Here is a 13257-nt window from a genome sequence, read left to right as displayed (position 1 = left end):
TGAGCCCGGCCGCCTCGCCGGGCGGGATCGGAGATCGCGGTGACCGCCGAAGCAGGCCTTCCCGACACGCTGCGCGACCTGCCCGCCTGGACCCCGGATCCGGTCGAGCTCGCCGACCTCGAACTCGTCCTCGCGGGGGTGTACCGCCCGCTGGAGGGCTTCCTCGGCTCGTTCGACACCGCCATGGTGATCGCCGGGGGACGGCTCGCGGACGGCACCCCGTGGCCGGTCCCGGTCACGCTCTCGGTCCCCAAGGAGCTGACCGGCCATGAGCGGGTCGTCCTGCAGGACCCCGAGGGCGTGCCGCTCGCGGTGCTGCGGATCGGCGAGGCGTGGCAGGACCCGACGACCCAGGGCTGGCGGCTCGCCGGACCGCTGGAGGCCCTCCGCGCCCCCGCGCACGGACCGTTCCACCGCCTGCGCCGCCGCCCGGACGAGCTCGACGCGTTCGAGGGCGACGTGCTCGCGGTGGCCACCCGCGAGCCCCTGCACCGCAAGCAGCTCGGCCAGCTCCGCCAGGTCGCCGAGCGGCTCGCCGCGAAGGTCCTCGTCCTGCCGCTGCTGGGCGGCGAGCACGACGAGTCCCTCGTCCGTGCGCTGCTCGGCGTCCGCAAGGAGCTGCCCGACGGCGCCCAGATCATCCCCGTGCCGCTGCCGGCGCGCGGCGACCGGGAACGCGACATCCTGCTCCGCGCGCACGTCGCCGCCGCCTACGGCGCCACCCACCTGCTCGCCGAACGGGAGATGGAGGGCACCGCCGTCCCGCTCGTCGTCCCGGAGCCGTGGGCCTACGACGCCGACGTGGAGGTCTGGCGGCCCGTCGCGCGCATCGAGCCCGACCACGTCCAGGCGGAGCTGACCCCCGAGCGGCTGAACGAGCTGCTGGACGCGGGCGAGCCCGTCCCCGACTGGTTCACCCCGCCCGCCGTCGCCGCCGAACTGGCGCTGGCGCGCCCCCCGAAGCGCTCGCGCGGCATCACGGTGTTCTTCACCGGCCTGTCCGGCTCCGGGAAGTCCACGGTCGCGCGCGGCCTGGCCGACGCGCTGGTGGAGCGCGGCGGCCGGACGGTCACGCTCCTGGACGGCGACGTCGTCCGGCGGATGCTGTCGGCGGGCCTGACGTTCTCCCGCGCCGACCGCGACCTCAACATCCGCCGCATCGGCTTCGTCGCCGCCGAGATCACCCGGCACGGCGGCACCGCCGTCTGCGCGCCGATCGCCCCCTACGCCGCCACCCGCGCCGAGGTGCGGCGGATGGTCTCCGCCGTGGGCGACTTCATCCTCGTGCACGTGGCGACGCCGCTGGAGGAGTGCGAGCGCCGCGACCGCAAGGGCCTGTACGCCAAGGCACGCGCCGGGCAGATCCCCGAGTTCACCGGCATCTCCGACCCCTACGAGGAGCCGGACGACGCCGACCTGACGCTCGACACCTCCCGGCTGGCGCCGGACGAGGCGGTCGCCCGGGTCCTCGACCTGCTGGTCGGCGGCGGCTGGGTGCGGGCGGAGTAGCCCCCTTCGTCCCATCCGTCCCTCTTGTCCGGTATTTTCCCGATCCAGCGGGCATCACCTATCGTGTTAGCCATAATTCCTACATGACAGGTAGGTCATGCCGATGGACTTCGATTGGACGATGGCGCTCGGCTCGTTCCTCGTCGCCATCATCGTCGGGCTGACCGGCATGGGCGGGGGCGCCCTGATGACGCCGATGCTCGTGACGTTCTTCGGAGTGAGCCCGCTCGCCGCCGTGTCCAGCGACCTGGTCGCCGCCGCCGTGATGAAACCGGTGGGCAGCGCCGTCCACTACCGGCAGGGCACCATCGACATGCGGCTGGTCAAGTGGCTGTGCCTGGGCTCGGTGCCCGCCGCGTTCTCCGGCGTCCTGCTGGCCCGCGCGCTCGGCCACGGCGACTCCGTGGAGAACGTCATCGGCAAGGCGATGGGCGCGGCCCTGATGATCGCCGCCGCGGGCCTGGTGCTGCGCGGCTACCTCGCCTACCGGGGCCGCGCCGGATCCACCGGAGACGGCGACCCGTCCCCGAAGATCACGGTCCGCCCCGTCCCGACCGTGCTGATCGGCGTCGTCGGCGGCCTCGTCGTCGGCATCACCTCGGTCGGCTCCGGCTCCCTCATCATCGTCGCGCTGCTGGCCCTCTACCCGGCGCTCAAGGCCAACCAGCTCGTCGGCACCGACCTGCTCCAGGCCGTCCCTCTGGTCTTCGCGGCCGCCATCGGCCACCTGCTGTTCGGCGACTTCCGCATGGAGGTCACCGCCGCGCTGCTCGCCGGCTCGATCCCCGGCGTCTACCTCGGCTCCAGGATCTCCTCCCGGGCCCCGAGCACCCTGATCCGGCGAGTGCTGGCCCTGGTGCTGGTCGCCTCCTCGCTGAAGATGTTCGGCGTCCCGGCCGTCCCGCTCGCCTGGACCATGGTCGTCCTCACCGCCGCCACGGTCGGCGCCTGGCTCGCGCTTCGCCACCGCGCCGCGCCGCGCCGGGATACGCTCTCCTCTCCGGTCGTTTCCCCCGGCGTCGCCGGTGCCTCAGGAGAGCAGAGCGAACGTGGACCCACGATGGCCGCATGACACCGTCGACGTCCTCGGCGTACGGGTCAGCCGCGTGGACGTCGCACGGTTCCGCTCCTTCGTGGCGGCGGCCGTCAAGGAGCGGTCCAAGCTGACGGTCACCTTCGCCAACCCGGACTACGTCCTCAGGGCGCAGAAGGACCCGGGGCTGCGCGACCTGATGAACGGCTTCGACCTCAACCTCCCCGACGGCTGGGGCGTCGTGCTGGCCGCGAAGATCTTCGGGCGCCCCGTTCCCGGCCGGATGGCCAACGACGACCTCACCGACGACCTGTTCGGCCAGCCCGCCGAGGAGGGCTGGCGCGTCTTCCTGTTCGGCAACGCGCCCGGCATCGCCGAGGCCGCCGCCGCGAACGTCCGCGCCTGGTACCCGGGCGTGGAGGTCGCGGGCACCCAGCACGGCCACTGGGCGGACGAGCAGGGCCGCATCCCCGCGGAGACCGCCGAGCGCCTCGTCGAGGAGATCAACGACGCGGCCCCGGACATCCTGCACGTCGGCCTCGGGACACCGCTGCAGCAGCGGTTCGTCGCCGAGTACCGCGACCGCCTCACCGCGCCGGTCATCATCACGTGCGGCGCGTACTTCGAGCACCTCGCCGAACGGCGCGACTACTACCCCGCCTGGGTCACGAAGCTGCGCGTCGGCTTCCTCTACCGCCTGGCGCGCGAGCCCCGCCGCCTCTGGCGCCGCTACACCGTCGAACTGGGCGCCTACCTGGCCCGGGTCCTGCACCATCGCCTGCGGCACGGAAGGGCGCCCGCCGACTGAGCCACAGGCCTCCATGACGCACTTTCCAGGAACCAATACCCGTTATCTAGCTATGTGGTAGGACAAGATGCCATCAGCGTCCCCGGCCGCATCCCGGAGCACCTTCATGCGCCCCACCATCGCCTGCCTTACGGCCACCGCGCTCGCGGTGCTCACCGTCCCCGCCGCCACGGGCACGGCCTCCGCCGACATCTCCCAGTCGGCGGTCGTCTCCGCCAACCCGGTGAACAACACCCCGCACGTGCTGGACGGCACCGTCCGCGCCATCACCGTCGTGGGGAACTGGGTCGTCGTCGGCGGGAACTTCGAGGAGGTCCGCGAGGCCGGCAGCGGCAAGAAGACCGTCAAGCGGCACAACCTGTTCGCCTACGACATGCGGAACGGGAAGATCAGCACGGCCTTCGTGCCGAAGGTCGACGGGACCGTCCACGCGCTGCAGCCCGGGTCCAGCGACTGGATCTACGCGGCCGGGACCTTCACGACCGTCAACGGCACCAAGACCGGCACGGTGACCGCCCTCAAGGTCTCCACCAACAAGGTCCACACCGGCTTCAAGCCGAACGTGAACTACCGGGTCTACACCATGGTGGTGCGCGGCGCCCGGCTCTACCTCGGCGGCATGTTCACCAAGGCGGGCGGCAAGGCGCGCACCGGTCTCGCGCGGGTCGACAGGCTCACGGGCGTCGCCGACAACGCCTTCAACTTCACCGTCACCGAGCCCCGGTCGGGCGACCTCAAGGTGTACCGGCTGGCGGTCGACCGCACCGACACCCGGATGGTCATCAACGGGACGTTCACCAAGGTCAACGGGGAGAGCCGGCCCCAGATCGCGATGATCAACCTGGGCAAGGGCACCGCGAAGCTGTCGACCTGGTCGACCCAGCGGTACTCCACCCCCTGCAACCTCGCCGCGTTCGACACCTACATGCGGGGCATGGACTTCTCCCCCGACGGCAAGTACTTCGTGGTCGTCACCACGGGCGGCCCCTACGGCCAGACCCAGATGTGCGACTCGGCCGCCCGCTGGGAGTCGTCGCCCACCGGGTCCGGGCAGAAGCCCACCTGGGTCAACTGGACGGGCGGCGACACGCTGCTGTCCACCTCGGTGACCGGCTCCGCGGTCTACGTCGGCGGGCACCAGCGCTGGCTGAACAACCCCTACGGGCACGACTCCGCCGGTCCCGGAGCCGTGTCGCGGCCCGGCATCGGCGCGCTCGACCCGAAGACCGGCAAGGCGCTCCCGTGGAACCCCACGCGGACGCTCGGCCACGGCGTCGAGACGCTGGTCGCCCACCCGAAGGGGATGCTCGTCGGCAGCGACACCGACCAGCTCGGTCACGAGTACCACGGCCGCCTCGGGATGTTCCCCACGGGGTGATCCGGCGGCTCGCATGAGATGAAGAGCGGGGACGTTCTGCGGGAGGGGACGGGGGCCGTGGTCCATCACGAACAGCGCAAGGTGGTTCCCGGCGGGCATCACCGGCCGGACGCGCGCCGTTCCCTGCCCGTCCCGCCGGACGGACCGCGCCGACGGCGCGACCGGCGGCGCGGGCCCCGCCCGTTCTTCTACGTCACCTCCGCGAGCGCCCTGCTGGTGCTGGGCGGCTCCGCGGGTGCGGTCGCCCTGTCGGGGACCGGCACGACCCACAACGCCCGGACGGCCGGCGCGCGCGCGAACGCGGTCGTCTCCGCCACGGCGGACACCTACGTCGTGCGCGAGATGCCCGGCACGACGTTCGGCGACGCAAAGAAGATCACCGCCTCGGCCTGGCCCGACTGGCACACCGAGGCCTATGTCGCGTTCGAGGTGCCGCCCGGCACCCCGGCGGTCACCCGGGCCCGGGTGGAGATGACGTTCGACCGGCCGGAGAACCGGCCGCGGCGGGTCGAGCTGCGCACCCTGCCCGGCGCGTGGACCGAGGACGGCACGTCCTGGGGCAACCGCCCGGTCGCCGGACCCGTCGTGGCGACCGCCCCCACCGGCTCGGGGGGCAAGGTCTCCTTCGACGTCGGTGATGTGGTGACCGGCCCCGGCCTCTACGCGTTCGCCGTCACCGGCCCGGGCCCCCGGACGGCGGTCTCGCTGCACTCCCGGGAGACGGCCGAGGGCCCGCGCCTCGTCCTGCGGACCCGGCCGGGCGCACGGCCTCCGACGCCGAGCAGGTCGCCGGAGACGTCCGGCACGGCGCTTCCCGCGCCCGGACCGGAACCCACCTGGGAGACCCCGCAGCCGGTGAAGACCCCCGGGACGTCCCCGGCCGGCGGGCGGACGCTCTGCGGCCTCTCCCTAGAACTCAAGCCGGGTGAGACCTTCCAGAAGTCCCTCACCCGCCTGGACGCCGCCTACGGCGGCCTGGAGACGGTCCGGCTGTTCTACCAGGGCGTCCCGCCCGCGTGGCCGGGCAAGCCCGACACCGGGAAGCGCCCGCCGATCATCTCGTTCAAGCTGGCGCCCAAGGACGTGCTCGCCGGCAAGTACGACCGGGAGCTGACCCGCTGGTTCGCCACCGCGCCCCGCGACCGCGACCTCTACTGGGTCTACTACCACGAGCCCGAGGACAACATCGCCTCCGGCGAGTTCACCGCCGCCGACTACCGCGCCGCGTGGCGGCGGCTGCGGTCCCTCGCCGACAAGGCGGACAACCCCCGCCTCCACGCCACCCTCGTCCTGATGGGCTGGAGCCTCGACCCGCTGTCCAAGCGCGACTGGCGCGACTACTACCCGGGCCGCGACGTCATCCAGGTCCTCGGCTGGGACGTGTACAACCTCGGCTGGAAGAAGGGCCGCTACGACGACCCGGCCGCCATGTACGACCGGGTCGTCGCGGTCAGCAAGGGCGAGGACCTCCCGTTCGGCATCGCCGAGACCGGCAGCTACCTCGTCGCCGGCGACAACGGCGACAGGCGCGCCGCCTGGCTGAACGCCACCAACGCCTACCTCGCCAAGCACCGTGCCCTGTGGGTCGCCTACTTCGACCTCGACTGGAACACCGGCGACTTCCGCCTCCTCGACACCCAGAGCCGCAGGGCCTGGAGCGACTTCTGCTGAAGGCCCCTCCTGCGGCCCGGTCCCCCCACACCCGTCCGGGCCTTGACGGCCCAGGCCCCTGACGCCCGACGTGCCACGCCCCCCGCCGGAGACCCGGCGGGGGGCGTGGCACGTGCGGTGACGCGTCCTACTTGCGGGCCAGGATGATGGTCCACAGCGCGGCGCGGCTGGCGGCGTCGGTCGTCGCCGTCTTGCCGCCGTAGGTGCCGGTGGCGACCGTGCCGTTGCTGTCGGCGACCAGGGCCGTGATGCGGCCGCTGCCCGAGCCGATCCCGGTGCCGCGGGTCTCCACGCCGGCCGGGGCCGTCCAGGAGGTCGTGCTGGACGACTTGTCCGCCCAGTACGTCACCGCCCAGGACCCGGCGGCGTCCACCTGCGCGGACGGGCTGGTGTGGGAGGTGCCGGAGCCGGGGTCGCTGCTCTTGGCCACGGCCGCGACCGGGTCGGTCGCGTTGGTGCCCTCGTAGGCGAGCAGCCGGATGTCGGCCTTGGTGTAGGCGCTGAACCCGATGCCGACCTGCGTACCGGCGTCACCGGCCTGGGCGACGCGCTTCCAGACGACGGACGTCGCGGTGCCCGCCACCTGCGTGCCGACCTGCGTCCAGCCGGACGGCGGGGTCGCCAGCGTCGCCTCGCTGCTGTTGAACGTCAGCATGAGGATCATGCCGTCGCCGGGCTGCACCGCGGGCGGGACCTGCGCCGTGGCGGTCTGGACGTTGCCGTTGCCGCCCGCGCCGCCGCGGTAGCCGATGTTCACCTGGTTCGAGGCGACCGTCACGTCCTGCGACCTGGTGCCCTTGCCGCCGCGGTCGTCGGTCACCGTCAGCTTGACCGTGTAGGTGCCGGCCGCGGCGAACGCGTGCTGCGGCGTGGCGCCCGTGCCGGTCTCGCCGTCGCCGAAGTCCCAGGCGTAGGAGGCGATCGAACCGTCGGGGTCGGACGAGCCGCCGGCGTTGAACGTGCAGTTCAGCCCGTCGCAGTCGCCGGTGAACGCGGCGCTCGGCGGCTGGTTCGGCGTCCCCGCGTAGAGGAACACCGTCCGGCCGCGCCAGTCGGCGGTGCTGACCTCGGTCGACGATCCGGACGGCACTCCCGCCGCGGAGAACGCGACCCGGTAGAGCCGGCCGTTGCCGTTGTTGACGTAGTAGAGGTTCGCGCCGTCGACGAACATGCCGCCGACCGAGCTCCAGCTCATGCCGGGCAGGTTGTTCACCGCGACGAACTCCTGTGCGCCGACGACGTTGCTCTCCGGGTTGAACGTCCGGTAGTAGAGCGAGGACTGCCCGCGCGTGTAGTAGACCCGGCCCTTGGCGAAGAACATGCCGGTGATGTTCTGCACCTGCGAGTGCCAGGTCGTCATGGTGGCGAGCTGGTCGGCGGTGTCGATGGTGGCGGCCGTGCCGAGCGCGGTGCCGTCGAAGGTGCGGCGCCGGAACAGTCCGTCCGACGAGCCGTAGAAGAGCTCCCCGTTGACCATGAAGGCGCCGCGCGCGGTCCGCCAGTCGATGCCCGCGGTGCCGTCGTCGACCGCGGCGCCGGCGGTGGTGCCGTCGAACGAGCGGTGCCGGAGGTAGTTGGCGGCCCCGAAGCCGATGCCGCCGCCGGAGTAGACGTTCCCGGGCAGCTCGCCGGTGCTGTAGGCGGGAACGGCCGCGCCGCCGGCGACGGGGAACATCGCGAGCTTCTGGTGGAACTCGCCGCCGACGTTGTCGGTGTCGCTGCCGATCCACAGGCCCTCGTCGGTGGCCAGCATGTCGAAGACGCCGACGCCCTTGTCGCGACCGGGGTTCCAGCTGAACGGCAGGCCGCTGACCGGGTCGAGCGCGACGATGCCCTCGCGGCCGACGGCGCCCTGGCCGGGGTTGTCGCCGGCGAACGGGTTGTTGGCCCACCGGAAGTGGCCGCCGGTGTAGACGGCCGTGTCGGTGATCTCCACGGCGTAGGTGGTGTCGCCCCCGGTGAAGTTCACCCAGGTCGGCTGCTGGCCGCCGCCGGTGGCGGGGCTCTCCCAGCGGGCCTGGGTGTCGCACAGCTTCGCGGAGCCGCCGTAGGCGCCGGTGGTCGTCACCACGAAGTACGAGCCGTCCGGAGAGAACTCGACGTCGCGCATGTAGGTGTCGAACGACTGCGAGCACTGGTCGGCGTAGCGGGTGGTGTCCCAGTTCGCGAGCTGCGCGGACGGGCCGGTGAGGTCCACCATGACGATCTGGCGCCGGGTGCTGCCGGCGACCGAGCTGAAGTTGCCGATGCCGACGAGCTTGGAGCCGTCCGGGCTGACGTCCATCTTGTAGATCTGGGTGACGCCGTCGCCGGTCTGGGTGCCGGCGAGGTTCAGGTTCACGAAGTCGTCGCGGTCACCCGTCTGGGGGTCGAGGGCGGCGAGGGCCACCCGCGCGGCGCCGCCGACGGTCGCGAAGGTGCCGCCGACGTACAGCCGGCCGCCCGCCAGCCGCAGGTCGCGGACCTTGGCGTCGAGCTGCGGGTCGAACGCGGCGATGGGGGCGCCGGTCTGGGCGTTGATCCTGGCGAGCACGAAGTGCCGGACGCCGTTGATCTCGCTGAAGCTTCCGCCGACGTAGATCGACTGGCCGTCGGGGGCGGGCAGCAGCGCGCTGGCCTCGCCCTTGTTGAGGTCGGGCGCGAAGCCCGGGTCGATGGCGCCGGTGGCGGCGTCGAAGGCGAACAGCCGGTTGCGGACCAGCGTCGGCTTGTTGGCCCCGACCTCCTTCACCTGGGTGAAGGAGCCGCCGACGTAGATCTTGCCGCCGATCTTGATGATCGACTTGACCTCGCCGTCCAGCACGTTCGGCGTGTAGTTCGCCGGGTCGGCGTTGACGACCTTCCCGTGCCCGGGCTCGGACCCCCGCTGGTCCGCGCGTGCCGGGGCGCTCGCGGCGAGGCTCCCCGTCAGCGTCCCCAGCGCGAGCGCGGCCCCCACGGCCAACGCCCCCCACCTGCGTCTGCCCATCGACCCCTCCGTGCAAGATAGAAGTAAGCGCCATGTTCCCCGTGAAGGCACACAGCGCCGCGCAATCGTAGCCAGCGGGCTACCGGTACCACCGTTTGATCACTAACTTTTCGATCTCGGCCGCCGAACTGCACGGCGGACCGCTTGCCGCAGGACCCCCTGACTCGCCTCGGCGGGCACGCCCATCGCGTCTCGCGAGGTACGCTGCGCACCTCGAAAGGACGCTTGCCGGGTCTCACCGGACGACCGGATCGCGTGGCCGAAGTCGGCCACCGCCCGCTGTCGCCCCTGGTAAGAGACAGGACGTCCTTCCATGGGCGACGTGCGTCCGGGACCGGACGGCGCGGTCCGCGCGCCCGAAGGCGCGTCCCACGGAAACGGAGCGGTGATTGGCCGGGATGCGAGGGATCGCGGGGAGCACTCCTCTCGCGACGCCGCGGCTGCTGCCCTGGCGCCTGCGGCCGGGCTGGCCGCTCACCGTCGCGCTGCTCGGTTTCCCGCTGTGGTGGATCCTCGGCCTCGCGAACGTCGTGCTGCTGGTCATCAGCGTGCCCATGGCGATGACGCTGTGGCGGCGGCGCGGCACCCTGGTGGCGCCCGGAGGCTTCGGGGCGTGGCTGTTCTTCCTGCTCTGGGTCGTGCTGGGCGTGTTCGTGCTGTGGGCCGACGCGCCCCTCGCCGAACCGGGCGGCGGGTTCAGCCGGCTCCTGGTGTACGGCTACCGGCTCGCCTGGTACCTGTCCTCCACCATCGTGCTGCTCTACGTCGGTAACATGAGCGAGCGGGAGCTGCCGTCGGGCAAGATCGGCAGGCTCCTCGGCTACATGTTCATCGTGACGACCCTCGGCGGGCTGATCGGGTCCTTCTTCCCGTCGATCCAGCTCACCTCCCCGGTGGAGATGGTGCTGCCGCACGGCCTGACCTCCAACTCCTTCGTCCGCGACATCGTCCACCCGAGGGTCTCCGAAGTGGAGTCGATCCTCGGGTTCGAGCAGTCGCGGCCCATGGCGCCGTTCGCCTACGCCAACACCTGGGGCGCCGCCTACGCCTTCTTCCTCCCGTACTTCCTGCTGACCTGGATCGTCCGCGCCGACATGCGGCGCCGCGCGTTCGGGCTGGCCGTCCTCGCCGCGTCACTGTGGCCGGTCGTGTACTCGCTGAACCGGGGGCTGTGGGGGGCGCTCGGCGCGATCGGCCTGTTCGGCGTCGCGAAGCTGCTCCAGGTGGGCGGTCCCCGCGTGATCGCCTGGACGGCCGGGATGGCCGCGGCGGGCGCGATCGTCGTGGCGCTGTCCCCGCTGCCCGGCCTCGTCCAGGACCGCCTCGACAACCCGCACAGCAACAATCGCCGCACGCTGCTGGCCGAGGAGACCACCCGCAGCGCCCTCACCGGCTCCCCGCTGGTCGGTTTCGGATCCACCCGCAACGTCCAGGGCGACCTCGGCCAGGTCTCCGGCGGCGACAAGATCGGCTGCAAGGCGTGCGGCTCGCCGCCGCTCGGCACCCAGGGCCACCTGTGGCTCCTGCTGTTCGCCAACGGCATCGTCGGGACGATCGCGTTCTGCGCGTTCTTCGCCGTCCGGTTCCTGCGGCACTGGCGGGAGCGCGGCGCGTACTCCCTGGCGGGCTGCGCCGTCCTGATCGCCTGCGGCCTGTTCATGATCACCTACGACATGGTGGAGGTACCGCTGTACACGGTGATGATCGCTGTGGGCCTGATGTGGCGGGCGAGCCGGGACGCCCGCGCGCAGGCCCGGCCGCGCGCCCGTGCCCGGGTCGCCGCCGAGGAGGCGCCGCTGTGAGCGCATCAGAGGAGACGCGGGCCGCCTGGATCGCGGCGGTGCGGGACCTGTGGCCGGACGCGCGGGTGGAGGCCGTCGGACCGGGGCGCTCCGAGGGGGCGCGCCGGGAACTGGCGTTCCTGCCGGACGCGGAGCGGCCGCGGCTGCTCGTCCCGGCGGGGATGCCGCGCGCCACCGCGGCCGCGCTGCGCCGCTACAGCCACGACCTCGGCGTGAAGCAGCGCGCCTCCCGCGGCCTGACGGCGGCGGCGGTGCGCACCGGGCTGCCGGAGCGGACGCTGCGCGACCGGCTCCGCGTCACCGGCGGCGGCCCCTCCATCGAGGACCGGCTGTCGGACCTGCTCGGCCGGCCGGTGGTGGTCAGCGTGGGGCTCGGGAGCGCCCGCGCCAACCGCAAGCCGATCCTGCACGTGCTGTCGCCGCGCGGCGAGCCCGCGGCGTTCGTCAAGATCGGCGACACCGGCACGGCCCGCGCCCTTCTCGACGGCGAGGCCGCCGCCCTCACCTACCTGAACGCCCACCTGCCCCCTTCGGGGTCGCGCGGGCGCCCGCACGTCCCGCGGCTGCTCCACCACGGCACGTGGCACGGCCTGGACCTGCTCGTCCTCGAACCGCTCCCGACCGGCGCGCTCGGCTGGCGTCCGCGGAGCCGGGCCCCCGTCTCCCAGATGCGGGCGCTGTTCGAGGTCGGCGGCGTCGAACGGGCGCCGCTGCGCGGCAGCGCCTACTGGGAGGAGATGACCGCGAGCCCCGGCCTGGTCCTGGACGAGCGGCAGCGCGCCGTCTTCGGCGAGGTCGTGGAGTTCGTCGGCAAGGCGCACGGCGATCTGGTCCTGGACTTCGGCGCCTGGCACGGCGACTGGACGCCGTGGAACATGGCCTGGCACCGCGGCGTGCTGCGCCTGTGGGACTGGGAACGGTTCGCGCGCGGAGTCCCGAACGGGTTCGACCTGCTGCACTACCGGCTCCAGGAGGCGATGCGCACCGCGTCCGGGCCGCCCTACACCAGCTGGCCGGACGGCGCCGCCGCCCTCCTGGAGCCGCTCGGGCCGACGGGCCACGCCGCGGAGGCGACCGTCCGGCTCTACCTCGTGGAGCTGTGCCGCCGCTACCTGCTGGCCGCCCAGGAGCCGATCGGCGGGCCGCTGCGCGCCGACACCGAGCGGCTGCTGGCGCTCCTGCACACCACTACACAGGACACGATTTCGGGAGGAACCCCGTGATCTCACGCCGTGACGCCCCCCCGTGGGTCAAGGAGGCGGGCCGGGCCGCGACACGCACCGGAGGGCGGCTGACCTCGGGCGCCCGGATGCTGCCGGACTTCCTCATGGTCGGCACGCAGCGCGGCGGCACCACCTCGCTGTTCCGGGCCCTGGCGGCGCACCCGGCGACCGTCCAGCCCAACTTCCACAAGGGCGTGCACTACTTCGACGTCAACTACCCGCGCGGTCTCGGCTGGTACCGGGGGCACTTCCCGGTCCGCGCGCTCGCCGAGCGCCGCGCCCGGGGCGCCGCCCCGCAGGCGTTCGAGTCCGCCGGCTACTACATGCACCACCCGCTGGCGCCGGAGCGGATCGCCGGCGACCTGCCCGGGGTGAAGCTCGTCGTCTTGCTGCGCGACCCGGCGGTGCGGGCCTACTCCGCCCACAAGCACGAGCTGGCGCGGGGGTTCGAGACCGAGCCGTTCGAGCGGGCCCTGGATCTGGAGCCCGAGCGGCTCTCCGGGGAGGTCGAGAAGATCAGGGCCGACCCCGCCTACGTGAGCCACGGCCACCGGCACCACTCCTACCTCGACCGCGGCCGCTACGCCGAGCAGATCGAGCGGCTGTTCGCCCTCTTCGGACGGGACAGGGTGCTCGTGCTGTTCGCGGAGGACTTCTTCACCGAACCGGAGCCCTGCTACGACTCCGCCCTGGAGTTCCTGGGACTGCCGGCGTGGCGGCCCGCGTCGTTCGAGCGGCACAACGCCCGGCCGGGCTCCCCCCTGCCGGACCGCCTGCAGCGCCGCCTGGCCGACTACTACGCCCCCTGGGACGACAAGCTCGCCGCGCTCCTCGGCGCCGAGCCCGCCTGGCGGCGATGAGGCGG

Annotated in this window: 9 protein-coding genes; 8 read left to right on the top strand and 1 reads right to left on the bottom strand. The window is 72.8% G+C overall.

Annotated features, from left to right (window positions below):
- Positions 1 to 39 precede the first annotated feature (39 nt).
- The 5 genes from cysC (at position 40) to AB0H37_RS32180 (ending at position 6399) form a co-directional block, all read left to right on the top strand.
- Positions 40 to 1509, top strand: coding sequence for an adenylyl-sulfate kinase (cysC, locus tag AB0H37_RS32200; RefSeq protein ID WP_329094933.1), 1470 nt, complete (start codon positions 40 to 42; stop codon positions 1507 to 1509).
- A 103-nt stretch (positions 1510 to 1612) separates the two neighbouring features.
- On the top strand, positions 1613 to 2581 hold the full coding sequence (locus tag AB0H37_RS32195; protein WP_329094935.1) for a sulfite exporter TauE/SafE family protein: 969 nt from the start codon (positions 1613 to 1615) through the stop codon (positions 2579 to 2581).
- Positions 2559 to 3350: a WecB/TagA/CpsF family glycosyltransferase gene (locus AB0H37_RS32190; RefSeq protein WP_179832684.1), complete on the top strand. Its 792-nt coding sequence runs from the start codon at positions 2559 to 2561 to the stop codon at positions 3348 to 3350. The genes AB0H37_RS32195 and AB0H37_RS32190 overlap by 23 nt, the downstream gene beginning before the upstream one ends.
- A 106-nt stretch (positions 3351 to 3456) precedes the next feature.
- On the top strand, positions 3457 to 4728 hold the full coding sequence (locus tag AB0H37_RS32185; protein WP_360616688.1) for a hypothetical protein: 1272 nt from the start codon (positions 3457 to 3459) through the stop codon (positions 4726 to 4728).
- Positions 4729 to 4785: 57 nt separating this feature from the next.
- Entirely contained in the window at positions 4786 to 6399 is a 1614-nt protein-coding gene (locus AB0H37_RS32180; RefSeq protein ID WP_179832682.1) for a DNRLRE domain-containing protein, read from the top strand.
- Between the two features lie 127 nt (positions 6400 to 6526).
- Here AB0H37_RS32180 and AB0H37_RS32175 read toward each other — a convergent pair whose 3' ends face one another.
- Positions 6527 to 9367 carry a PKD domain-containing protein gene (locus AB0H37_RS32175; protein ID WP_360616687.1) on the bottom strand — a complete coding sequence of 947 codons (2841 nt, stop codon included), beginning with the start codon at positions 9365 to 9367 and terminating at the stop codon, positions 6527 to 6529.
- A 398-nt stretch (positions 9368 to 9765) separates the two neighbouring features.
- Here AB0H37_RS32175 and AB0H37_RS32170 point away from each other — a divergent pair, with 398 nt between their 5' ends.
- Genes AB0H37_RS32170 through AB0H37_RS32160 form a run of 3 tightly spaced genes read left to right on the top strand, consistent with a single transcriptional unit; the run spans position 9766 to position 13252 of the window.
- A complete protein-coding gene (locus tag AB0H37_RS32170; protein WP_229810288.1) occupies positions 9766 to 11169 on the top strand; it encodes a hypothetical protein in 1404 nt (467 codons plus the stop codon).
- Entirely contained in the window at positions 11166 to 12392 is a 1227-nt protein-coding gene (locus AB0H37_RS32165) for a hypothetical protein (protein ID WP_360616686.1), read from the top strand. Before AB0H37_RS32170 ends, AB0H37_RS32165 begins: the two co-directional genes overlap by 4 nt.
- Positions 12389 to 13252, top strand: coding sequence for a sulfotransferase domain-containing protein (locus tag AB0H37_RS32160; RefSeq protein WP_360616685.1), 864 nt, complete (start codon positions 12389 to 12391; stop codon positions 13250 to 13252). The genes AB0H37_RS32165 and AB0H37_RS32160 overlap by 4 nt, the downstream gene beginning before the upstream one ends.
- The last annotated feature ends 5 nt before the right edge of the window (positions 13253 to 13257 follow it).

The sequence above is a fragment of the Actinomadura sp. NPDC023710 genome (assembly GCF_040639875.1).
GTDB classification, from domain to species: Bacteria; Actinomycetota; Actinomycetes; order Streptosporangiales; family Streptosporangiaceae; genus Spirillospora; species Spirillospora citrea.
The sequence above is the reverse complement of the archived record's forward strand: the minus strand, read 5'-3'. Positions and strand labels throughout refer to the sequence as shown.